At 64.1% G+C, this 22,130-nt stretch carries 20 protein-coding genes and 1 tRNA gene; 4 read left to right on the top strand and 17 right to left on the bottom strand.

The window, feature by feature from the left end; all coding sequences use genetic code 11:
• Positions 1 to 39: 39 nt before the first annotated feature.
• The 15 genes from JQ572_RS30130 to pncA all read right to left on the bottom strand — a co-directional run bounded on the left by JQ572_RS30130 (position 40) and on the right by pncA (position 17,044).
• Complete coding sequence (locus JQ572_RS30130; protein WP_211386454.1) at positions 40 to 231, bottom strand: hypothetical protein; 192 nt, start codon at positions 229 to 231, stop codon at positions 40 to 42.
• 382 nt (positions 232 to 613) lie between these two features.
• Complete coding sequence (locus JQ572_RS30125) at positions 614 to 1,357, bottom strand: DUF7168 domain-containing protein (RefSeq protein WP_211386453.1); 744 nt, start codon at positions 1,355 to 1,357, stop codon at positions 614 to 616.
• 50 nt (positions 1,358 to 1,407) lie between these two features.
• A tRNA-Ser gene (locus tag JQ572_RS30120) sits at positions 1,408 to 1,497 on the bottom strand.
• Between the two features lie 773 nt (positions 1,498 to 2,270).
• Entirely contained in the window at positions 2,271 to 3,209 is a 939-nt protein-coding gene (locus JQ572_RS30115; RefSeq protein ID WP_211386452.1) for a hypothetical protein, read from the bottom strand.
• A gap of 482 nt (positions 3,210 to 3,691) precedes the next feature.
• Positions 3,692 to 4,015 carry a hypothetical protein gene (locus tag JQ572_RS30110; RefSeq protein WP_211386451.1) on the bottom strand — a complete coding sequence of 108 codons (324 nt, stop codon included), beginning with the start codon at positions 4,013 to 4,015 and terminating at the stop codon, positions 3,692 to 3,694.
• A gap of 222 nt (positions 4,016 to 4,237) precedes the next feature.
• Positions 4,238 to 6,088, bottom strand: a complete 1,851-nt coding sequence (ilvD, locus tag JQ572_RS30105) for a dihydroxy-acid dehydratase (RefSeq protein ID WP_211386450.1) — start codon at positions 6,086 to 6,088, stop codon at positions 4,238 to 4,240.
• Between the two features lie 234 nt (positions 6,089 to 6,322).
• Positions 6,323 to 7,183 (bottom strand): ABC transporter permease, encoded by an 861-nt coding sequence (locus JQ572_RS30100; RefSeq protein ID WP_211386449.1) that lies wholly within the window; start codon positions 7,181 to 7,183, stop codon positions 6,323 to 6,325.
• A 13-nt stretch (positions 7,184 to 7,196) separates the two neighbouring features.
• Positions 7,197 to 8,126 (bottom strand): ABC transporter permease, encoded by a 930-nt coding sequence (locus JQ572_RS30095; RefSeq protein ID WP_211386448.1) that lies wholly within the window; start codon positions 8,124 to 8,126, stop codon positions 7,197 to 7,199.
• Positions 8,126 to 9,118 carry an ABC transporter ATP-binding protein gene (locus tag JQ572_RS30090; RefSeq protein WP_211386447.1) on the bottom strand — a complete coding sequence of 331 codons (993 nt, stop codon included), beginning with the start codon at positions 9,116 to 9,118 and terminating at the stop codon, positions 8,126 to 8,128. The genes JQ572_RS30095 and JQ572_RS30090 overlap by 1 nt, the downstream gene beginning before the upstream one ends.
• Entirely contained in the window at positions 9,115 to 10,098 is a 984-nt protein-coding gene (locus JQ572_RS30085) for an ABC transporter ATP-binding protein (RefSeq protein ID WP_211386446.1), read from the bottom strand. The genes JQ572_RS30090 and JQ572_RS30085 overlap by 4 nt, the downstream gene beginning before the upstream one ends.
• 3 nt (positions 10,099 to 10,101) lie before the next feature.
• Positions 10,102 to 11,739, bottom strand: a complete 1,638-nt coding sequence (locus tag JQ572_RS30080; protein WP_211386445.1) for an ABC transporter substrate-binding protein — start codon at positions 11,737 to 11,739, stop codon at positions 10,102 to 10,104.
• A gap of 31 nt (positions 11,740 to 11,770) precedes the next feature.
• Positions 11,771 to 12,586, bottom strand: coding sequence for a sugar phosphate isomerase/epimerase family protein (locus tag JQ572_RS30075; RefSeq protein WP_211386444.1), 816 nt, complete (start codon positions 12,584 to 12,586; stop codon positions 11,771 to 11,773).
• Between the two features lie 521 nt (positions 12,587 to 13,107).
• Complete coding sequence (locus JQ572_RS30070) at positions 13,108 to 15,141, bottom strand: NAD(+) synthase (protein ID WP_211386443.1); 2,034 nt, start codon at positions 15,139 to 15,141, stop codon at positions 13,108 to 13,110.
• A gap of 144 nt (positions 15,142 to 15,285) precedes the next feature.
• The gene (locus tag JQ572_RS30065) at positions 15,286 to 16,401 is read right to left on the bottom strand and encodes an alpha/beta fold hydrolase (protein ID WP_211386442.1); all 1,116 of its coding nucleotides are present in this window, start codon (positions 16,399 to 16,401) and stop codon (positions 15,286 to 15,288) included.
• Between the two features lie 7 nt (positions 16,402 to 16,408).
• Positions 16,409 to 17,044 carry a bifunctional nicotinamidase/pyrazinamidase gene (gene pncA, locus JQ572_RS30060; RefSeq protein ID WP_211386441.1) on the bottom strand — a complete coding sequence of 212 codons (636 nt, stop codon included), beginning with the start codon at positions 17,042 to 17,044 and terminating at the stop codon, positions 16,409 to 16,411.
• Positions 17,045 to 17,311: 267 nt separating this feature from the next.
• On the opposite strand from pncA, the gene glk reads away from it, so the two are divergent.
• From glk to JQ572_RS30045, 3 genes are all read left to right on the top strand, one after another.
• The gene (glk, locus tag JQ572_RS30055; protein WP_211386508.1) at positions 17,312 to 18,280 is read left to right on the top strand and encodes a glucokinase; all 969 of its coding nucleotides are present in this window, start codon (positions 17,312 to 17,314) and stop codon (positions 18,278 to 18,280) included.
• Between the two features lie 144 nt (positions 18,281 to 18,424).
• Complete coding sequence (locus JQ572_RS30050) at positions 18,425 to 18,628, top strand: hypothetical protein (protein WP_211386440.1); 204 nt, start codon at positions 18,425 to 18,427, stop codon at positions 18,626 to 18,628.
• 143 nt (positions 18,629 to 18,771) lie between these two features.
• On the top strand, positions 18,772 to 18,927 hold the full coding sequence (locus JQ572_RS30045; protein ID WP_211386439.1) for a hypothetical protein: 156 nt from the start codon (positions 18,772 to 18,774) through the stop codon (positions 18,925 to 18,927).
• Between the two features lie 90 nt (positions 18,928 to 19,017).
• Here the strand turns inward: JQ572_RS30045 and JQ572_RS30040 are convergent, their stop codons facing one another.
• Positions 19,018 to 19,395 (bottom strand): response regulator, encoded by a 378-nt coding sequence (locus JQ572_RS30040; protein WP_211386438.1) that lies wholly within the window; start codon positions 19,393 to 19,395, stop codon positions 19,018 to 19,020.
• A 111-nt stretch (positions 19,396 to 19,506) separates the two neighbouring features.
• Entirely contained in the window at positions 19,507 to 20,298 is a 792-nt protein-coding gene (locus tag JQ572_RS30035) for a Spy/CpxP family protein refolding chaperone (protein ID WP_211386437.1), read from the bottom strand.
• Positions 20,299 to 20,743: 445 nt separating this feature from the next.
• On the opposite strand from JQ572_RS30035, the gene JQ572_RS30030 reads away from it, so the two are divergent.
• Positions 20,744 to 22,084: an ABC transporter substrate-binding protein gene (locus JQ572_RS30030; RefSeq protein WP_211386507.1), complete on the top strand. Its 1,341-nt coding sequence runs from the start codon at positions 20,744 to 20,746 to the stop codon at positions 22,082 to 22,084.
• Positions 22,085 to 22,130 lie beyond the last annotated feature (46 nt).

The raw sequence follows: 22,130 nt of genomic DNA, 5'->3' as shown, positions 1-22,130 counted from the left end.
TAGGCACCGACAATTGCCGGCGCGACCGACCGCGTATGGTCAGCCCTTCGCGTCCGCCTGTTCACGCGCGAGGCGTTCGGCCTTCAGCCGCTCCTTGTTGGCATAAAACTGCTTCTGCGCCTCTTCGTGATCGCGCATGGCCTTTTCGGCCTCGACGCGGCGCACCGCATCGCGCGCCTGGCGCTGTTCGGGGGTCAGGGGTTTGCGTCGGTAGGAAACGTCTTCAGTCATGAACCGACAACGCGGACACGGCAAAAGAGTTCCAAAAGAGTTCCATGAGTCGAACCGCCCGGGCCGGCCTGAGCCAACCTGAATGCCCCCCTCGTTGAGGACCCTACGGTCCCGAAAACCTCAATCTGCCGGCGGCCTTCCAGGAGGGAATTCGGCCCGGCCGCCTGCCCGCGGGCCTCTTCAACAAAATCTCGAAAACAACCCCATGCACAGTAGCCGATCCGTTTCGGATCAAAACCCATTTGACCCGTCGGGCAAAACAGTGGCATAATGCCATTATTCCGAAATCGATCGGCGCATCGTCACTTGCCCCCAGGCTCGCGGATTCGACGATCGCTTGCCGTGCCCCAGGGCCCCTACCGTCAATCGAAAGCCTGGGCGTTCAGCTTCCTTTGGGAGCGGTCCCCGACTGCGACCCGCCAAGGCCGGGATTGATGGCCAGCGACGCGCCGGCGGCGCCGCCGGCTTCATAGGCCGTCATCGACACCATGCGGCTGGTGCTGCGCTGGGTTCGGGTCCTGAGGTCGAGCTTGTCGAATTCCGCATCGACCACCGAGGTCTTGAGGACGACCAGCCCGCGGCCGGTGCTTTCGTTGACCTGATCGCGACTGGCCTTGATCGCCAGCAGCCTGTCCGCGACTGATGCCACCATCCCGAGCGCGAAGGAGGCATTGGCCAGATGGCGCTCCTGGTGCCGGAACCTGCTGTAGTCGACCGAGGTCTTGAAGCGGCCGAGCTCGGCGCGCACGGCGCCGTCGATCAATTCGGCCAGGTAATGCGCGACCTCGACATCCGCGCCGAGACCGAAGAACACATAGCTGCTCTCGCCCGCCGCGTTCTTCTCGCGCCAGACCCGGCAATCGCAGAAATGAGCGATCGCGCCGATGCAGTCGTCCAGGGGAATGCGCTTCTTGCGATGGGTCTCAAAGACCCTCCGTTCGCACGGCGAGGCGCGCAGCTCGACGTCGGAGAGCGACAGATCGTGGCGATCCAGCAGCTCGGCGACCTTGGCGGCGGCCGACAGCGCCTCGTCCTCGGTGCAGCCATTGGCGATCGTCTTGGCGCGCAACGCGTGAATGCGGAGCTTCAGCTTGTCGAGCGCGGTTGGATTGGACGTCTGATTCACCGATCACCTGCCCGGGAAAGCCCAACCAACAGACCCCGGTCGGATCATACTGGCGGAAGGGGTGGGATTCGAACCCACGGTACCCTTGCGGGCACGCCGGTTTTCAAGACCGGTGCCTTAAACCACTCGGCCACCCTTCCGTTGCAGCAATTTCAGAGGGTTAGCAGCGGTGCGAGGTGAACCGCTTTACTACCCAACGTGGTCGGTGAGTGCTCTTTACGGTGAGACCTATAGCGCCGTCAACGCTCGACCGTTCGGATTGGTACCAAGTAAGGCCCTTGCACGGTTCGACCCATCCTTAAGCCACAGCGTGCTCTCGTTGATCTCTCGAATCTTGCTGACCAGCCGAACAACCTTGGCTTCGTCGAACAGATGCTCCGGCCCGATTGGGGCTACACCGGTGAAAGGCGGCTCGTACAGCTAAACGTCGATAATGATGCGATGAGAGATGCGCTCCGAACGAACTCGGAGAACTGCCGGACAAAGCAAAATCAGTGATTTGGTTCGCGTAATCTTCGTTGTGTAGAATCGCGGACCATCGAATGTTCGGCGCAGGTGCGGCCATCGGCTAACATCACCGTTTCGTCGCTTGAGTCCGTTGCTGAACCACCAGCGCATTAAGGACAACCCACTGGCCTTCGAGTTCAATATTCCTAGGGCTAAGAGAGAGCGATGCTTGCGCCGAACAGCCCTCATCGAGATACATCGCACGCTCACAACCTAATCCTCCACGAGACTTCGTTTCGGCTAGAATTTCACCAAACTCCATCAGTTCGAACGAATCCTTCCGCAAGCACGAAGGCATCCACAGTCAGTCTCATTGGCGAAGTAGAGCAGCACGGCTCATTACATCGTCCAGCCACTTAGGCAGATCCCTCTTTAGGTCCGCAACTGAGAACATTGAGCCGCCCCATTACCTCAAAGACTCGGGAGAGAGGATCACAGGCGACTTCCGCTGCAGCATCTGGTTCAGCTCCTGATCCTGCAAAACGCGCTGTCTAGGCGTCAACTGCGGCTGAACGGGCTGGGGCAATCGCTGTGACCTTTCGCGCCTCACTTGAGGTATTGGAGCATCGGCGGGCGCGCTGACTTGCGGCTCAGCAGGCACGTTGAACGGCCTGAGATTGAATTCGTCGCTCTTTTTCTGATCAGGATTTTTGGGTGGAAGCGGCGTGGGAGTGGGCGTTGGAGCGGGGGCTAGCTTAGGCCAGTTCGTGACCCGTACCTTGATTGGCTTGGCTGGTACCGGCGGGGGTGGAGGCGGCGTTAATGCAATCGTAAAGCGGTTTGTGAGGTCATGTGCCCCTCCAAAGCCTGCGTCCGCAGATACTGGATTCGTGACGGGCTCGAGGGTGTAACCAAAGCGCGAACTCGCGCTAGCGATGATCTCAAACTGTTTCGTAAAGCTCACACCCACCAGATCGTCCTTGTCGATCGCCTTAATGCTACCCATCAACCAGTAGGCAAGGCCCATGCGCGTCTCAGACGGGTCCACGCCTTTGCAATTATCCGGATAACGGCCTTTTGCCTTCTGGAAGGAATTGGCGAACTTGATGTGATTGATCCTAGTGTCGGTATCCAAAATCCCGACCTTCGGCGTGGCGGACAAGACGGCGAGCCCCGCCGGCGCGCCTACCTTGACGTTCCCATCTGCGCCGATCGAGCGCACCAGCGTCAAATCGAGATCGGTCGCCGCGACCCAGTTCATGATGTCCCGCGACTGGATATCCGGGTCGTCGCTAGTCGCTACTGCAGCCAATTCACACTCTATCGAATCCACAATCTTGCGGATTTCAACTCTTCCCTGCTCGGTAGAATTTGGAAAAGCCGTGCAACCGGCTAGGCCGATCAAGCCTAAGCACCCCGCCCACCTCATGACCCCACCCCCGTGAAGCTAAGAAGGCAGCGTACTGGGCGCCGGTTGTACGGTCAAGCTTGGCACGCCTACAGATTGAGTTGCGATGAAAATTGTCAGCGCGGGGAACGAGAAGGCCCATCCAGGAGGGGCCTTGTACTTTCCCGCAGCAACTGCGGCGACAATGCGCGACGGATCGGGCAAAGATCGGCTTTTAAAATGTCGGCCTCCGTGTCGATGACCTTACTACCCGCCTTACTACCGAACTCGCCGATGCGTGACGAAGTGCGACGATATCAGCCGGTACAGCAGCGCGTGCTGTTTCCAACAAAACAAGCCTATCTGAGCAAATTCGATACCGGCCGATACGGCGATTCCAGAATTTCAAGACCGGTGCCTTAAACCACTCGGTGCTGCGGGCAAAGAAAACGCGGCGCCCCATGGGAGCGCCGCGCCAAACTATGCGTGATAGCGTCGGCTCAGTAGCCGCAGGACGCGCAGCCCATCTGTACCGGGGCGTAATAGGAATAGCCGGGCGAGACCATCTCGACGCGCTGGCGCGTGGCGTATTGCGGCGGGATGTGCTGGTACTGCACGCTCGGGGGGGCGACCATCACGGTCTGCGGCACCATCACGGTGCGGTACTGCGCCGGCGTGCGATGCGCGACGGTCGCGCCGGGCGAAACCATCACGGTCTCGTCGACGGTGCGGTATTGCGGCTGGACGTATTGCTGCTGGTAGCAGGTCTGGCACGGCGGCGGCGCGTAGCAATTGTAGCAGCCGGCGGAAGCTGCGCCCGTCATGGAAATCGCGGCGACGACTGTTGAGAAAACGACAGCAAGAGTACGAGACATTATGGTGGCGCCCCAGTTGCCCGAAATGGATTTGCGAAGGTCGCAGGCAGTATACGCCGGAAAACCCTGCCATGCCGAAGTTCGTCGAGGCATCCTTAATGCAAACGGCCGGTTTTCACCGGCCGTTCAGAACTTGTTGACCATGTGCGCGAGGCGCGAGCGATGCAACGCTCAGTTCGAGCGACGCTTTACCTCTCGCACCGCGCCGCGCGCGGCGCTGGTGGTGAGCGCGGCGTAAGCCTGCAATGCGGTCGAGACGTTGCGCTTGCGGCCAATCGCCTGCCAGGCGGTATCGCCCTTCGCGTCTTCCGCGGCGCGGCGGCTGGCGAGCTCCTCGTCGGAGACCTCCAGCGTGATGCTGCGGTTCGGAATGTCGATGGCGATGCGATCGCCCGTGCGCACCAGACCGATGTTGCCGCCTTCGGCCGCTTCCGGCGAAAGGTGACCGATCGACAGGCCGGACGAGCCGCCCGAGAAGCGGCCGTCGGTGACGAGCGCGCAGGCTTTGCCGAGGCCCATCGATTTCAGATAGCTGGTCGGATACAGCATTTCCTGCATGCCGGGGCCGCCGCGCGGGCCTTCGTAAATGATGACCACGACCTCGCCGGCGACGACCTTGCCGCCCAGGATGCCTTCGACGGCCGCGTCCTGGCTTTCGAACACACGCGCCGGGCCGGAGAACTTCAGGATCGAGGCGTCGACGCCTGCGGTCTTCACGATGCAGCCGTCCTGCGCGAGGTTGCCGTACAGCACGGCAAGACCACCGTCCTTGCTGAAGGCGTGCGCGAGATCGCGCACCACGCCCTTCTCGCGGTCGGCATCGAGCTCGTCGTAGCGGCGCTCCTGGCTGAACGCGACCTGGGTCGGGATGCCGCCGGGCGAGGCACGGAAGAAGGTGCGGACGGACTCGCTCTTGGAGCGCTTGATGTCCCAGCGCTCCAGCGCGTCGTTCATGGTCGGCGCGTGCACGGTCGAAACCGAGGTGTCGATCAGGCCAGCGCGATCGAGCTCGCCCAGAATGCCCATGATGCCGCCGGCGCGATGCACGTCCTCGACATGCACGTCGGCAACCGACGGCGCGACCTTGCAGAGCACGGGCACGCGGCGCGAGAGCCGGTCGATGTCCTGCATGGCGAACGCGACCTGCCCTTCATGGGCAGCCGCGAGCAGATGCAGCACGGTGTTGGTCGAGCCGCCCATCGCGATGTCGAGCGTCATCGCGTTCTCGAACGCCTTGAAGTTCGCGACGTTGCGCGGCAGCACCGAGGCGTCGTCCTGCTCGTAATAGCGGCGCACGATATCGACGATGGTATGGCCGGCCTCGACGAACAGGCGCTTGCGGTCGGCATGGGTCGCGACCACCGTGCCGTTGCCGGGCAGCGCCAGGCCAAGCGCTTCGGTCAGGCAGTTCATCGAGTTGGCGGTGAACATGCCCGAGCAGGAGCCGCAGGTCGGGCACGCCGAGCGCTCGATCACCTTGACGTCCTCGTCGCTGACCTTGGAGTCGGCGGCCGCGACCATGGCATCGATCAGGTCGACCGCCTTGCTCTTGCCCTGCACCGTGACCTTGCCGGCCTCCATCGGGCCGCCCGAAACGAACACGGCCGGAATGTTGAGACGCAGCGCCGCCATCAGCATGCCGGGCGTGATCTTGTCGCAATTGGAGATGCAGACCATGCCGTCGGCGCAATGGGCGTTGACCATGTACTCGACGCTGTCGGCGATCAGTTCGCGCGACGGCAGGCTGTAGAGCATGCCGTCATGGCCCATGGCGATGCCGTCGTCGACCGCGATGGTGTTGAATTCCTTGGCGACGCCGCCGGCCTGCTCGATCTCGCGCGCGACGAGCTGGCCGAGGTCCTTGAGATGGACGTGGCCGGGCACGAACTGGGTGAAGGAATTGACGACCGCGATGATCGGCTTGCCGAAATCGCCGTCCTTCATGCCCGTCGCGCGCCAGAGGCCGCGGGCGCCCGCCATGTTGCGGCCGTGGGTGGTGGTGCGGGAGCGATAGGCTGGCATGGCGGTTTCCGTCCTGGTTGGGTCAGCCGGGCGGGGAAATATCGAAGCCGCCTCAGGCCTTTCCGGCCGGATACCGCACGGGATGGCTCGGCGCAACGGGAACTTGGGCCGGACAGGGCTCCCCTGCTCCCGGCGCGGGCTTTGCGTCGTTCATCTTACCTCTCCCCGTCATTCCGGGTTCGCGCCTTTCGGCGCGCCCCGGAATGACGGCAGGGGGCGGTAGGGTCGCAGCTCCTATTGCAGGGTCGGATCGAGCCGGTCGCGCAGCCAGTCGCCGATCACGGAGACCGCCAGGGTGGTCACGACGATCGTGGTCGCCGGCGCCAGCATGATCCAGGGCGCCCTGGTCAGGTACTCCCTGCCATAGCCGACCATGTTGCCGAGGCTGGTCATCGGCGGCTGCACACCGAGGCCGAGGAAGGACAGGCCTGATTCCATCAGGATCACCTCGGGGAATACCAGCGTGGTCGACACGATCAGGGTCGAGGCGATGTTGGGCAGGATGTGCCTGAGGTAAATCCGCGGCGGCGTCGCGCCGAGCTGGCGGACCGCGGCGGCGTAGCCTTGCGCATTGGCGGAGATGGCAAGGCCGCGGGCGATGCGGGCGTAGCGCTCCCAGCCGAAAAGTCCCATCAGGCCGATCAGGAGCGGCAGCGAATTGCCGAAGAAGGCGAGCACGGCGAGCGCCATGATCAGGAAGGGCATGCTGGCCTGGAAATCGGACAGCATCAGCACGAGCTGCTCGACGGCCCCGCGGAAATGCGCCGCGAGGAAGCCGAGGGTGGTGCCGACGACGGCCGAGATCGCGGTCGCGCCGAAGGCGATCAGGAGCGAGATGCGGATCGAGACCAGCAGCCGCGACAGCACGTCGCGGCCGAGCTCGTCGGTGCCGAGCCAGTGCGCGACATTGCCGGGCGCCGAGAGCCGGTTGCGCAGGTCAAGCTGGGTGTATCCGTAGGGCGCGATCTTCTCGGCCAGGGCGGCGACCACCAGCATGGCGACGATCCAGGCGACCGCAAGTGCGACGGACACCGGGATCGCCGGCAGGCTGATGCGGCGGCGGGCAGCGATGTCCTTCAGCGTTGCGTCAGTCATGCGTGCGCTCGCTTCATGCATGAGCCCCTTTGGCGCGCAGGCGCGGATCGAGGAAGCCGTAAAGGAAGTCGACAATCAGGTTCGACGTGACCATGGTCATCGCGACCAGCAGCAGGATGCATTGCACGACGGCGAGATCGCGATTGGCAACCGCAACAACAAGAAGCCGCCCTACCCCCGGCCACGAAAACACGCTCTCGACCACGACCGCGCCCGCGATCAGCGTGCCCACCATGAAGCCCAGAATGGTGACCGTCGGGATCGCCGCGTTCGGCAGCGCATGCGAGGTGACGACTTTTCGCCACGGCACGCCTTTGGCGGAAGCGGTGCGGATATAGGGCTGGCCGAGCACCTCCAGCATGGCGCTGCGGGTGAAGCGCGCCAGCACCGCGGCGCCGCCGAGGCTGAGCGTCACGATGGGCAGGATGGCATGGCGCCAACTGTCCTGTCCGCCCGACGGCAGCCAGCCGAGCTGCACGGCGAAGATCAGCACGAGCAGCAACGCAAGGACGAAACTCGGCACGGTGAAGCCGGCGACCGCCGTCATCATCACGGCGCGGTCGATTCCCGAACCCCGGTGCAGCGCCGCGTAGATGCCGGCGGGAATGCCGAGTGCGACCTTGAATGCGAACGCCGGCAGCGTCAGCGCCAGCGTCGCCGGTATCCGCTCCAGCACGAGTTCGATCGCGGGCCGTCCGTCGCGCATGGAACGGCCGAGCTCGCCCTTGGCGATGGCGCCAAAATAATCGAGATACTGAAACCAGATGGGATCATCGAGCCCCCACGCCTTGCGGAAGGCGGCGAGTACTTCCGGCGGCGCTTCCGGTCCCAGAATCATCAGGGCGGGATCGCCGGAGAGACGCAGCACGACGAAGGCGAAGGTGACGACGAGGACGATCGTCAGGGCGGCGCGTCCGATCCGAATGGCAAAATAGCGACCCATCAGGCTGCATCCCGCGTCTCGGCCTGCGGCCCGGTCACGAGGTGGCAGGCAACCTGCCTGTCACCGCCGACGGCGGACAGGGCCGGCACCTCGCTCCCGCAGCGCGCGATCGCGTGCGGGCAGCGCGGATGAAAGGCGCAGCCCTGGGGACGCGCAGCCGGGTTCGGCGGATCGCCCGCCAGCACGATGCGACCTGCGCTGCGGCGGCCCGGCGCGGGTGAGGCCGAGACCAGCGCCTGGGTATACGGGTGCTCCGGCCGCGCGAACAGATCGTCGGCACTGCCGAGCTCGACGATGCGGCCGAGATACATCACGGCGACGACATTGCTGATCTGCCTGACGACGCGGAGATCGTGACTGATGAAGAGAAGCGTGAGCCCCAGCTGCGCCTGGAGATCGGCGAGCAGATTCACCACCTGCGCCTGGATCGAGACGTCGAGCGCGCTGACCGGCTCGTCGCAGACCAGGAAGTCCGGTTTTGTCGCCAGCGCCCGCGCCAGCACGATGCGCTGCCGCTGTCCGCCGGAGAGCGCGCCCGGATAGCGCCCACCATGCGCGGGCGTGAGCTCGACGGCGCGCAGCAATTCTCGCACCCGCTCCTCGCGCCCGGCGGGCTCACCGAGGCCATGAATGTCCAGCGGCTCGCGGATCTGGGTCGCAACCGGCAACCGCCGATCGAGCGCCCCCAGCGGGTCCTGAAAGATCATCTGCATCTGCGCGCGCTGCGCACGCCATGCAGGCGTCCCGGGCATGGCCATCGGCTTGCCGCCGAACCGCACCTCGCCGCGGTCAGGCGGCTCGAGGCCGAGCACGATGCGGCCCGTGGTGGATTTGCCGGAACCGGATTCGCCGACGAGGCCGAGCGTTTCGCCTTTGCGGATCGCGAGCGAGACGCCGTCGACGGCATGCACGGCCATGCTGCGGCCGAACATCCCGGCGCGCATGCCGTAGCTGCGCGAAATCGAGGACACCTCGACGAGCGGCGCGCTCATTCTGCGGCAACCCCGAGCAGCGCGCGCCGCGAAGCCTCGGCGCGGATGCAGGCGACGGCGCGGTCGTTCGCGATCGCCACCAGGGTTGGGGCGGCAAGGCCGCACGGCGCGGCCGCCAGCGTGCAGCGCGGCGCGAAGGCGCAGCCATCGGGCATGCTCGCGGGATCGGGTACAGTGCCCGGAATCGCGGTCAGGCGACGCCTCGGGCCATCGAGCGGCGGCAGCGAGCCGATCAGCCCCTGCGCATAGGGATGCAGCGGATCGGCGAAGAGCTGGTTGGCCGGCGCCGCCTCGACGATGCGGCCGGCATACATCACGGCAACGCGGTCGCAGTTTTCGGCGACGACGCCGAGATCGTGGCTGATCAGAACCATCGCCATATCCATCTCGCGGCGGATGGTGGAGAGCAGCTCCAGAATCTGCGCCTGGATGGTGGCGTCGAGCGCCGTGGTCGGCTCGTCCGCGACCAGCAGGTCGGGATTTCCGGCGAGCGCCATCGCGATCATGATGCGCTGGACCTGGCCGCCGGAGAATTCATGCGGATAGGCTTCGAGCCGCCGCGCCGCATCGGGGATCCCGACGAGGTCGAGCAGCCGCCGCGCTTCCGCTTTCACCGTCTGGCCCGACAGATCGCGATGCAGCGCCAACGCCTCGCAGAGCTGCCTGCGGATGGTCAGCACCGGGTTGAGCGCGCTGGCCGGATCCTGAAAGATCATGGCGACCCGCCCGCCGCGCACCTGGTCAAGCTCGGAGGCTGGAGCACCGAGGATTTCGCGTCCGTCGAGCCGCACCGAGCCCGAGACATTCGCATGCCGTGGCAGGAGGCCGAGCGCCGCAAGCCAAGTCACCGACTTGCCGGACCCGGACTCGCCGACGAGGCCAACGGCCTCGCCCTTCTGCAAGGTGAGATCGACACCGCGCAGGACCGGCACGCCCTGGAAGCCGACACTCAGGTCCTTGATGCTGATCAGCGGCGCCACCGGTCAGGCCTCGAAATTGCCGGCGCGGAAATCCATCGCGAATGCTGGCGAGGCTTTCCACTTGATCGACTTCGGCTTGGCCGTGAAGGTCGCGTTCTGGTGCAGCACCGTATAGGCGGGGTCTTCGCGCTCGGCGATTTCCAGCATGCGGTGAAACGCCTTCTTGCGGGCGGCCCGGTCGGTCGAGGTTTCCAGGAATTCGGAGAGTTTGTTCAGCTCGACATTGGTCCACTCGCCGATCTGCTGCTGCTGGCCGTTCGGGCCGTGCTGGGCGACCAGCGAGGACACCGGATCGTTGAAGGCGGCCGAGTTCGACCAGTCGCGCACGGCGCGGGTCGGCGCGCGCTCCATGATCTGCGACCAGTTCTCCTTGGTCTCGATCTGGACGTTGAGGCCGACCGACTTCCACATCTCGACCAGCACCTGCGCGGTCGCGACCTGGTTGGTGTAGTAATTGTTGAGCAGGCGATAGGGAATCGGATCGCCCTTGTAGCCCGCCTGCTTCAACAGATCCTGCGCGAGTTTCGGATCGTACGCCGGTACGCTCCAGTCTGCGATGAACATGTCGCCGTAGAATTCCCACTGCAGGCCCTTCGGCACGCGGGTGCGGCCGGCCCACAGGCTGTCGACGATGGCCTGGCGGTCGATCGCATGGGTGAAGGCGCGCCGCACCAGCGGATTGGCGAGCTGGGCGTGGTTCTTGTCGAACACGGTCAGGCGGTGATTGAGGATGGTGCCGCCCTGCACTTCGAACGCCGAATTCTTCTCGATGCCGGCGATCTGGTCCGGCGGGATGTCGCAGGCGAACTGGTACTCGCCCGAGAGCAGGCCGTTGATGCGGCTTGCGACTTCAGGCACTTCGAGGAAGCGGATGCGCTTGAGCGGCGGGCGGCCGCCCCAATATTCGTCGTGGGCTTCCAGCGTCAGCGACACGTCGGGCTTGAGTTCGACCACCTTGTAGGGGCCGGTCGTGATCGGCTTGCGCGCCCAGTCGAGATAGCTCGCCGATTCGTCCCAGGCGCGGCGGTTCATGATGTCAGAGCCGTAGCGCGACAGCCGGCCCTCGATCGTGACGTCGGGCGTGGCGTTGTAGAAACGCACCGTGTACTTGTCGACGGCATCGACGCGGACGAGATCCGGCCAGATGCGGCGGGCGACGGCGGGAACGTCCGGCGGCAGTTCCTTGCCTGGACGCGGCGTCGGGATCTTCTCGAAGGCCTGGATCGTGGAGCGGCTCTTGGCTTCGGTCTGGCCGAACATGCGCTCGCGGCTGAAGGTGAAGACGACGTCTTCGGCGGTGAGCTCATCGCCATTGTGGAACTTCACGCCCTGGCGCAGCTTCACCTCGACGGTCTGGTCGTCGATACGGCGCCATTCCGTGGCGAGGCCCGGCACAGACTCCAGGTTGCCGCGCCAGTCCTTGGAGATCAGGCCCTCCCAGATCGAGGAGAAGAACACGCGCTCGCCGACATTGGACTGCTCGCGCAGCACGTCGAGCACGTTCGCGTTCGTCACCTTCTGCACGGCGATCGTCACCGACGGACGATTGTCGGCCTGCCCGATCGCAAAACGCGGCAGCAGAAGCGTGCCCGCGGCGGCGCCGCCGGACTTCAGGATGGTACGACGGGTGAGCTTGCTCATGGTGATGACCCCTGCCCTCTGATGATGTCGGTTATTCCGCGAGCCCGAGCGCGGCGAGATGGGCTGCGCCGGCGCGAACGTCGTCGTGATTGCGAAGCTCGAGGATCAGCCGCGGATTCGATGTCAGCCGGCCCAGCGCACGGAACACGGCGACCCACGGGATATTGCCTTCGCCCGGCGCCCAATGCCGGTCGGCAAAGCCGTCGGTGTCCTGGAGGTGAACATGCGTCAGCATGTCGCCGGCGGTCTCGACGTAGTAATCGACCGGCGGTGCTCCGGTGGAAACATGCGCGTAATTGGCGTGCCCGGTGTCGAGCGAGACGCGCACCTTGCTGCTTTCGAGCGCCTTGGCGAGGCGCACGCGGTCGCGCGGATCCTTGTCCTCGATGTTCTCGATGACGATCTCGCAGCCGATGGCTTCAGCACGCGCGATCACCTCGGCAAGCGTCGCCTTGACGCGCTCGACGATATTGCCGCGGTTGTCCGGATAGAGATCGAGATTGTTGTGGTCCCAGGTCGTGAACGGCGAATGCATCACCATCTGCGTCGCGCCGAGGAATTCCGCGGCCTCGAGGCCCTGCAGCAGGCGCTTGGTCACGGCCTGGCGGATCATCGGGTCGTGGCTGTCGATCTTGAAGCCCCAGAACGGGCCGTGGATGCCGAGGCGGCCGGTATGGCCCGAGAGCATTTGCTTGATTTCGCTCGCCGGGGTTCGCCAGTCGCCGTCGAGCAGGTCCGCCCGGAAGAAATCCTGAACTTCGAGATTGCGCTGCCGCTCGAGAAGCCAATCGCGGTGGGCGGGAATTGATTTGATGGACAACGCGGCGCCCAGCACTGGCTTCGACATGGCTTGCTCCCTTGATCGTCAGCGATCACAAGGCAGCGCTAGACCAGTTCAATGACATGCCGGTGAAATTCAGGTTCCGCGGCGCCGAGGAGATGTGGACATCCCGCCGGCCGTCTGCATTGAATTCAGGCAGCAACGATCGCAGTGGATGCGAACCAATGCACCAGCGTGCAGCACTCAAGCGAATTCGTGTCCGTAGTGATCCGGAATGGAATCCTAACCGCACTTCGCGTACTTCGCGTACATCGATCGGCGGCCTTCCAAGGGCATCACCTTCTGATCGCGCTGCATGGGGTTGGGGGACCACATGGGGCGGGGGGATCAAAGGCTGGGGCAAGGTGGCGAGGTCCGGACTCCTAGGCACTCCGGACCTCGGTACTTTCCAGATTGAACGCGATCTCGCGCCGCCGGCCTTACAGGTCGCGCGGCGCGATTTCGTTCGAGCCGCCTGCCCGATCAGAGCTACCGATCAGACTTGCTGATCAGACCTGCCGATCAGACCTGCCGATCAGACCTGCCGATCAGTTCGGCACGTTCCTTTCGAGATCCTCGAGCCATGCCGCCGCGCTCGAATCCGACGGCGCGCGCCAATCACCGCGCGGCGACAATGAACCGCCGGCCGAAACCTTCGGTCCGTTCGGCATCGCCGAGCGCTTGAACTGGCTGAACGCGAAGAAGCGGCGCAGGAACACCTCCAGCCAACGGCGGATTTCCGGGAGATCGTAAGCCTTGCGCCGGTCGGTCGGGAACGCCGGCGGCCATTCGCCCTTGGCAACGTCCTTCCACGCCTGGAGCGCCATGAATGCGATCTTGGACGGCCGCATGCCAAAGCGCAGCGTGTAGAACAGGTTGAAATCCTGGAGCTCGTAGGGTCCGACCGAGGCCTCCGTGCTTTGCGGCTTCTGGCCGGGCTCGACCGGAACCAGCTCCGGCGAGATTTCGGCCGAGAGGATCGAGACCAGCGTGCGGTTGACGTCGTCGCTGAACTGCCTGGAGGCGATCACCCAACGGATCAGATGCTGGATCAGCGTCTTCGGCACGCCGGCGTTGACGTTATAGTGCGCCATCTGGTCGCCGACGCCGTAGGTGCACCAGCCGAGCGCGAGCTCCGAGAGATCGCCGGTTCCGATGACGATGCCGCCGTGATGGTTGGCGAGCCGGAACAGATAATCCGTCCGCAGGCCCGCCTGCACGTTCTCGAAGGTGATGTCGTAGACCTTCTCGCCCTTGCCGAAGGGATGGCCGATGTCCTTTAGCATTTGCGTCGCCGTGGTGCGGATGTCGAGTTCCTGCCAACTGGTCTGCAACGCCTTCATCAGCGCCAGCGCATTGGTCTTGCTCTCGCTGCCCGTGGCAAAGCCCGGCATGGTATAGGCGAGGATGTTTTCGCGTGGCAGGCCGAGCAGATCCACCGCGTTGGCGGCGACGATCAGGGCGTGGGTGGAATCGAGCCCGCCCGACACGCCGATGACGACGCGCTTGGTGCCGGTGGCGCGCATGCGCTGGACAAGGCCTGCGACCTGGATGTTGTAGGCCTCGTAGCAATCGTGCTCGAGCAGGCTCTCGTCGCTTGGCACGAACGGAAATCGCTCGATCTTGCGCAGAAAGCCGATATCGGCGCTCGGCGGCGTCAGGGCGAAGGTGACCGTCCGGTAGAAGCCTTCGCGCTGCCGGCGATTGTCGTCGAACGTGCCCATCAGCGAGCGTTCCTGCCTGAGCAGATCGAGATCGACATCGGCATAGGTGATCTGGCCGCCCTGGCGGAACCGCTCGCCCTCGGCCAGCAGCACGCCGTTCTCGTAGATCGAGGTCTGGCCGTCCCAGGCCAGATCCGTGGTCGATTCCCCTGCCCCGGCCGCCGAATAGACGTAGGCAGCCAGGCAGCGCGCCGAGGTCGACTGGCACAGCAGCGCGCGCGAGCGCGCCCGGCCGATCGTGATCGGGCTACCCGAGAGATTGATCAGCACGCTGGCGCCCGCGAGCGCGAGTTCGGACGCCGGCGTCACCGGGATCCACATGTCCTCGCAGATTTCGACGCCGATAGTCAGGCCCGGGACGTCCTCAGCCGCGAACAGGAGGTCGACGCCGAACGGTGCGTCCAGCCCGCCAAAAGCGATCGTCTCGCCGACGATGCCCGCGCCGGAGGCGAAATGCCGCCCCTCGTAGAATTCGCGATAGGTCGGCAGATAACTCTTGGGCACGACGCCGAGCACATTTCCGCGATGAATGACGACGGCACAATTATAGATGCGATGACCAAAGCGCAGCGGCGCGCCGACGATCAGGACAGTCAGCAGCGCGGAGGAGGCCTCGACGATCGCCGCGAGCCCGCGCTCGACCGCATCGAGCAGCGGGTCCTGCTTCACCAGATCCTCGATCGCATAGCCGGACAGGCACAATTCCGGAAACACGGCGACCGCCGCCGACTGCTCGTGGCAGGCATTGGCCGCCGCCAGCACGGCTTTGGCGTTGGCGGTGGGATCGGCCACGTGGGACGTGGTGACACAGGCCGCCACGCGCGCGAATCCGTGGGCGTAGATCGAGTGAAAACTCATCGAGCGAAGTACCTTTAGTCTCTCTGCGGCCGTCCGCAGCCGTCAGCTCCGGACCATTTGTAGCCCATGGAGCCGGCCCCGTGCAGGCCATCCGCCCTCATGCATAACGGATTTGCATGTTCGCCCGCCCCGTGCCCGGCGACGTCAGGCGCTGCGAGCCAGCACGCCGGAGAGATCGTCGCGCAGCCACTCGGCGATCCGCGGCCAGGCATGAGCGTGGGTCCGCGCGCCCATGAACAGGCCGAGATGGTTGCCGGGTTCGGAAGCCGCAGTAATGAAGGCCGGTGGCGTGCCGAGCAGCCCGGCGGTGGCGAGCGCCTGCGCGGCCGGCACGACCTCGTCATCGAGCCCGGCCAGCAGGAAGACCGGCGCATTGACGGTCTTCAGGTCGATCTCGCGGCCCAGCGCCACGAAGTTGCCGCCCGCGATACGGTTCTCCCGGAAAATCCAGTTGACGATCTCGAGATAATACCTGCCGGGCAGATCGAGCGTCTCTGTATTCCAGAGCTCGAAGCGCGCGAGCAGTGCCGCGCCCTCCTCGTCCGAGAGATCTATTTGCAGCGCCGCTGCGATGTCGTCGCGGCTTGGCGCCTTCGACCAGACGCGAAGCATCTCCTCGCCGCTGACGTTGCCGCCGCCGCGCGCGACGAGCTGGTCGTAGAGAGCCTCGGGCGCGTTGCGGGCAAGCCGCGACAGCGCGGAGTCGATCGAGAGGTCAACGGGGGCGCCGACCAGGACCAGCCGCCGCACCTTGGCGGGAAAGCGCGCGGCATAGAGCAGCGACAGCCAGCCGCCCTGGCACAGGCCGACGAGATCGACCGGCACGCCGATCTCGTCGATGGCGACATTGAGATCACCGAGATAGCTGTCGATGGAGAGATGGCGCATATCCGGCGTGGCCGAGCGCCAGTCGGTGAGATAGATCCGGTCGATGCCGCCATTTTGCAGGGCCTGCACGACGCTGTGGCCGGGTGCGAAGTCGGCGATCAGGGCCCGATGCAGCGCATAGGGTGCGCAGACCAGCGCCGGCTGGCCGGATTGCGTCCGCGTGCAACGTCGCAGACGCATGGTCGCAAGCTCCAGTGCGACGGAGTTGGGAGTGGTCCACGGCAGGCTACTATCGTCCTGCTCCGGCGGCCCGCGCTCGAGCCACCAGAAACAAGCGTCCATGGCAAGCTGAGCCGCTGCGAATGGCCACAGCAGCGGGGCATCCGGGATCGGCCGCGGTGCGCGTAGCTGTTTGCCGGGCTTCTGCGCCATAGCGATCTCACGATCCTCCCAAGGTTGCTTCGAGGCCGACGACCGCGATGCCACGCTCGCGCAAACTCCGATGGGCGTCGGCCACCGAGCCGTCGAGATCGATGCCACGGCAAGCGTCCTCCACGACGGCGACGTCGAACCCCGCCTTGCGGGCATCCTCCGCCGAGAAGCGGACGCAGAAGTCGAGCGCGAGGCCGGTGACGAAGACCGTCTTCAACTCGCGTTCGCGCAGATACCCGAGCAGGCCGGTCGGTGTCTTCCTGTCGTTCTCGAACAGCGCCGAATAGGAATCGATGCCGCGCCGAAACCCCTTCCGCACCACGAGATTTGCTCGGGTGACGTCGAGATCGCGATGAAATTCAGCGCCGGCCGTGCCCTGCACGCAATGCATCGGCCACAGCACCTGGGCGCCGTAATCCAGCTCGATGGTCTGGAACGGCTGCTTGCCCGCATGGTTCGGGGCAAAGGAGACGTGATCCTCCGGATGCCAATCCTGGGTCAGCACCACATTGGCGAATTTTTGGGCGATTCGATTGATGGCGGGGACGACCTTCTCGCCACCGGGAACGGCAAGCGCCCCGCCCGTGCAAAAATCGTTCTGAACGTCGATGACCAGCAGCACGTCGCGGTCTGATATCTTCATTTGGCAAGGTCCATTCCAGCCGTCCGGCCCCACGGGTGCCGAACGCTCCCCACACTGTCGATCTTCCCGCGCTGCTTCGCAACCACCGACAAGGTGCGGCGATCTGCGCGAATGGCCCACATCGTGCCCGGAATGCAACGGTTTGGCCTTCTCCGTGTTGACTAGGCGCACCCAAGCGCGGATTCTAAAAGCCGTTCGCAGTTAGTGATCAGAGAGAGCGGAGGAAGTGGTTCCCGCAGCCGGCACGGCCGCGGTAGCCATATGGCCATGACCATCGGCAAGACAGAACGGATTCTTCTCGCCGATATCGGCGGCACCAATGCGCGCTTTGCGCTCAGTCAGGGCGATCAGACCGGACCGATCGATTATGTGAAGGTGGCGGATTTCCCCACTGTCCGGGAAGCGATTGTCGACGTGCTCGCGCGTCGGCCAGACGAGCCGCCCAAAAGGGCCGTGCTGGCCGTGGCCGGTCCCGTCACCAATAATCGCTGCGTCATGACCAATAGCCCCTGGGTCATCGACGGCCACGAATTGCAGCCGGCCCTCGGGTTCGAGAGCGTTCATGTCCTCAACGATTTCGAGGTGGTGGCCTGGTCGCTGCCCGCCCTGCAGCCCGCCGACCTGATCCCGCTCGGCGGGCAGGACGGCTTGCCGGGAGAGCCACTGCTGGTGGTCGGACCGGGAACCGGCTTTGGCGTTTCCTGTCTGGTCGAACGTCATGGCGCGCGGCTGGCCGTCGTCACCGAGGCCGGCCACGCGACTTTGCCGGCGGAGAACGAGCGTGAGGAACGCCTGATTGCGTCCATGCGCCGACGCCTCGGCCATGTCTCGATCGAGCGCGGGGCGCTATCCGGTTCCGGACTGCAAAGCCTGTACGAGGCGCTGGCCGAGGTGGACGGCGCCCAGGTGCCGCATCGCGATGCCGCCGCCATCACAAAGGCCGCCCTGGACGGCAGCTGTCCCGTCAGCCGCGCGACGCTCGAGATGTTTTGCGCCATCCTCGGTTCGGTCGCCGGTAATCTCGCCGTGACCTTCGGCGCCCGTGGCGGCGTCTATATCGCCGGCGGGATCGCGCCGCGTTTTCCGGAATTCCTTGCGGCCTCCGCGTTCCGGGCGCGCTTTGAAGCCAAGGGACGCTTCCAGGACTATCTGCGCAACATCCCGACCAGGCTGGTGACCAAACCTGACGCGAGTTTCCTCGGCCTCAAGATGTTTGCCGAGCACAACCAGCCCTGAGGCGGATCCCTCCTCCCGCCGGGGTCCCCTAATTCACAGCTGAATACGCCGCACGCTCGGTTCCATGCGGGATCGTGCTTGCGCACATGTTTCCGATGAGAAACAATCCAGCCAGTGTGTGTGGCGTGGTTGCGGGGGCGTGACATGCGTAAACAGGATCTGGGTTTCGACTATCACCGCTATCACCGCCTCCTGATCGAGGCGGATGACGAGGACAAGCGGCTGGCCTTGATCGAGCTCTTGATCGAGGAAAAGGCGCAAGACCGGCTGGCCGCCCAGCGGGCTTCGGACCGCGCAGCCATGACGGCCCATACCATCGCCACGGTGCTGAAAAACGGTCGCAACTGAGGCTGGTGATTCCGTTACGGCGCCTGCGATCGCAGCACCGATTGCGATTCCGTTAACGATCCCTCGAAAGCTCGCGTCAAACCTTTTGCTCTAAGAGTTCCCTCACCTGATGCAATTCAGGGGCAACAAAGGGGGGAATGAACATGAGCATGATCTCGCTCGCCGCAATGCCGGCCGCCGTCGAAACGCGTTTGGCCGATTCTTCGTTCAAGACCATTTTGCTGTTCTGCTGCATGGGCCTCGTCGCCTCGTTCGGCCTGATGGCGCGCGGCATCGATCTTGGCGCCGGCCTGATGTGAGACTGCGCGAATTTCGTCGCCAGCCAAATGGCCGCCCCCGACGGGCGGCCATTTTCGTTGGCGATCTCAGCGCGGCGCCTCCGCCGCCGCTCAGTGCGGCGTATTCGCCGCGGCTTCCGGAAACATCGACTCGATCATAGCCTTGAGCTGATCGATCGAAATCGGCTTGCGCAGGATCGGCCGGCGCCGGAGCAAGGACGGCAGCAGCTCCGGCCCGTAACCCGTGGCGAACAGAAACGGCTTGCCGCGACGTTCGATGAGGTCTGCGACGGGATCGACGTAGACGCCCTTCAGATTGATGTCGAGGATTGCCATATCGTACTGCGCGGTCATGGCAAAAGCGCTGGCGTCCCGGACGTTGTCGGCTTCCGCGACGACGTGGTGGCCGAGTTCCACCACCATGTCCGCGATCATCATCCGGATCAACGTCTCGTCTTCGACCAGGAAAACGGAGAGTCCGTCCGCCATATCAACCCCGCAATCAGCTTACGAAGCTAATCATAATCGAGTTGCGAAGAGGATACACGAATTCGTGGCGGGCGCCGTTAATTCAGACGCGCCCGATCCGATTCAACTTGATCAATCCAATCCGCGTTCGTGGCTGAGGCGCACCATTTCCTGTACGAAGACCTGCTTCTGCTTGTCATCGAGGCTCGAATAGAGGGGCTCGGCGGCGTCGGCGACATTGCGCTGGTCGGCGGCGCGGTCGATGAGGAATTGCGCCTCGTTGCGCATCTGCTCGACGATGTCGTCGGGCGGATCCCGCTTGGCGCGCGCAACCCGCAGGTTGAGCCGCTCGGCGCCATTGTGCCCAAGGTAGTGCATGGCGCTCGAGAAGCCGTACCAATGCTTCTCCTGATCAGGCGTGAGGTTCAGCTCGGTCTTGATCCGCTCGATATAGGAATCGCTGTTGGCGACGATCTGCTCGGCGGTCTGCTGCGGCGCGCCGCTCTGGGTGAGGACCGTGACATCCTTGTTGTCCTGGGGCGCGTTCTTCGCTTCCTTGCTCGACTTGGCGCCCTTGCCCGCCTTGGCGCTTTTGGCGTCCTTGTCCTTGCCGGCGCCCTGTTGCTTGGCGTCCTTGCTGGTGTCCTTGTTTGCGTCCTTGGCCGCCGGCGCCTGATTGCCGTTGTTATTGTTGCCAACGCCGAGCACACCCGTGAAGACGCCCACCACACCCCCGATCGCGCCGCCGAGTACGCCGCCGACCGGACCGGCCGCCTTGTTCCCGGCCGCCGCTCCTTCCTGGACGCCCTTGACCAGACCTTGGGCATTCGCCACCGCGGCGGCGCCGAGCAGCAACACGAAAACGGACCCCAGCGCGAACCATCGTCGCAGGTAAAGCCGCGCGGGTGGCGCCGGGTTGATCATTCTGGTCTCCATCTGATTGGCCTGTTCGGGTGAAAACCACCCGCCAGTTGCAACTCTATCGTTTTCACCGCTTCGAGGTCTAGGCGCCGACAATTGCTATCCACGCCCGAAAAGTGTTTGGCGCGAGACGCTTATGCAGGCTTATTCGAAACTGCGGCGTAATTGCGCACGTATCGCCCCGGCAGGTCGGCGCAACGTGTGCGTCGCAAAACGACCGGCCGCGGATCATTGCCGGCACACGACTCCGAGGGCAGTGTCGGCGTTCCCGGACACAACGTTAGTTCTAGACGCGCGCCGTTCGGTTTTCTCGACAGACGCGATCAATCATGATCTGATCGCGCTACCAATTCGTAACAAGAAACGCACAACAAGAAAATCAAGAGCAAAACTCGGAAGAGTTCAGAGGAAACACCAAAGCAATAGAACACCCAAGCGAGGAAACGAGATGTCACGCAAGACACTGACGCGACGTCAATTTGTGGCTGCCACTGCTATGTCCTCCACGGCGCTGATCGCAGCGCCATATGTCCGCGGCGCTTACGCCGCCGGCAAGCTCTCGATCGGTTTCTGGGACCACTGGGTGCCCGGCGCCAACAAGGCCTCGACCGATCTGGTCAACGAATGGGCGGCGAAGGAGAAGGTCGAAGTTACGATCGACTACATCCCAAGCCAGGGCAACAAGAACCTGCTGACCATTGCCGCCGAAGCCCAGGCAAAGTCCGGCCACGATATTTTCGCGATGCCGACGTGGTGGGCACACTCCAATGCCGACCAGTTGGAGGACGTTAGCGACATCATGGGGAAGATCATCGCCGAGAACGGCGAGGTCAACGGCACAGCCAAGTATCTCGGCACCGCAGGCAGCAAATGGCTCGGCGTTCCCGCCTGTGTCGGCAGTCAAATCAAGGGACCCTGTTCGCGTATCGATTTGATGAAGAAGCACGCCGGCATCGACGTCCAGGCGATGTACCCGGCCGGTTCTGAACCAAAAGCCGACAATTGGACTCTGGAAACATTCCTGAAAGCGGCTGAAGCCTGTCACAAGGCCGGCTTCCCGTTCGGCATCGGCCTCGGCGAGACGACGGATAACGTCGACACGGCAGGCGCGATCTTCCTTTCGTTCGGCGCCCATCTCGTCGACGCCAAGGGCAATCTCACCGTCAAGACCGATGAGGTTCGCCAAGCGCTCGAGTTTTACAAGAAGCTGATCGCTTTCCTGCCGCCCGACGTCGCGGCCTGGGACGATGCATCCAACAACAAATGGCTGGTCTCCGGCAGGGGTGCGATGATCATGAACCCGCCGAGCGCCTGGGCCGTTGCGAAACGCGACGCGCCACAGGTCGCCGAGCAATGCTGGACACATGGATTCCCGGCCGGACCGAAGGGGCGTTTTGCGCCTTACTTGCCCTATTTCTGGAGCATATGGAACTTCTCCAAGAACAAGGAAGCAGCGAGGAGCCTCTTGATTGAACTCTCGAAGCCGGCAGCTATCGAAAAGATGGTGGTCGCAAGCGGCGGCTATGATCTGCCGGCATATGCGAAGCTGACAACCTTGAAGGTCTGGCAGGAAGAAGGACCTCCCAAAGGCACGCTTTATCACTACCCGAACCCCTACAACCATCAGACGCTGTCAATTGCGGCCTCGCCGGCGCCGCCCAAGATTGCACAGCAGATCTATGCTCAGGCCACGCTGACCAAGATGTGCTTGCGCTATCAGCAAGGGGAAGCGATGGAAAAGACGCTCGCCTGGGCCGAAGGCGAGTGCGAAGGCTTCATGCGAAGCTAACATGAAAAGTATCGCCGCGACGGCCCCTGGTCGCTCGCGGCGGTCC

Origin of the sequence: Bradyrhizobium sp. SZCCT0153, assembly GCF_018129995.1 — a bacterium.
GTDB classification, from domain to species: domain Bacteria; phylum Pseudomonadota; class Alphaproteobacteria; order Rhizobiales; family Xanthobacteraceae; genus Bradyrhizobium; species Bradyrhizobium japonicum_G.
The sequence above is the reverse complement of the archived record's forward strand: the minus strand, read 5'-3'. Positions and strand labels throughout refer to the sequence as shown.

Bases quoted from the DNA above. Each gene is read 5' to 3' on its own strand.
- JQ572_RS30130 (WP_211386454.1), bottom strand. From the start codon at position 231: ATGACTGAAGACGTTTCCTACCGACGCAAACCCCTGACCCCCGAACAG.
- JQ572_RS30110 (WP_211386451.1), bottom strand. From the start codon at position 4,015: ATGACGGGCGCAGCTTCCGCCGGCTGCTACAATTGCTACGCGCCGCCG.
- ilvD (WP_211386450.1), bottom strand. From the start codon at position 6,088: ATGCCAGCCTATCGCTCCCGCACCACCACCCACGGCCGCAACATGGCG.
- JQ572_RS30100 (WP_211386449.1), bottom strand. From the start codon at position 7,183: ATGACTGACGCAACGCTGAAGGACATCGCTGCCCGCCGCCGCATCAGC.
- JQ572_RS30095 (WP_211386448.1), bottom strand. From the start codon at position 8,126: ATGGGTCGCTATTTTGCCATTCGGATCGGACGCGCCGCCCTGACGATC.
- JQ572_RS30090 (WP_211386447.1), bottom strand. From the start codon at position 9,118: ATGAGCGCGCCGCTCGTCGAGGTGTCCTCGATTTCGCGCAGCTACGGC.
- JQ572_RS30080 (WP_211386445.1), bottom strand. From the start codon at position 11,739: ATGAGCAAGCTCACCCGTCGTACCATCCTGAAGTCCGGCGGCGCCGCC.
- JQ572_RS30075 (WP_211386444.1), bottom strand. From the start codon at position 12,586: ATGTCGAAGCCAGTGCTGGGCGCCGCGTTGTCCATCAAATCAATTCCC.
- JQ572_RS30070 (WP_211386443.1), bottom strand. From the start codon at position 15,141: ATGAGTTTTCACTCGATCTACGCCCACGGATTCGCGCGCGTGGCGGCC.
- JQ572_RS30065 (WP_211386442.1), bottom strand. From the start codon at position 16,401: ATGGCGCAGAAGCCCGGCAAACAGCTACGCGCACCGCGGCCGATCCCG.
- pncA (WP_211386441.1), bottom strand. From the start codon at position 17,044: ATGAAGATATCAGACCGCGACGTGCTGCTGGTCATCGACGTTCAGAAC.
- glk (WP_211386508.1), top strand. From the start codon at position 17,312: ATGACCATCGGCAAGACAGAACGGATTCTTCTCGCCGATATCGGCGGC.
- JQ572_RS30050 (WP_211386440.1), top strand. From the start codon at position 18,425: ATGCGTAAACAGGATCTGGGTTTCGACTATCACCGCTATCACCGCCTC.
- JQ572_RS30045 (WP_211386439.1), top strand. From the start codon at position 18,772: ATGAGCATGATCTCGCTCGCCGCAATGCCGGCCGCCGTCGAAACGCGT.
- JQ572_RS30040 (WP_211386438.1), bottom strand. From the start codon at position 19,395: ATGGCGGACGGACTCTCCGTTTTCCTGGTCGAAGACGAGACGTTGATC.
- JQ572_RS30035 (WP_211386437.1), bottom strand. From the start codon at position 20,298: ATGATCAACCCGGCGCCACCCGCGCGGCTTTACCTGCGACGATGGTTC.
- JQ572_RS30030 (WP_211386507.1), top strand. From the start codon at position 20,744: ATGTCACGCAAGACACTGACGCGACGTCAATTTGTGGCTGCCACTGCT.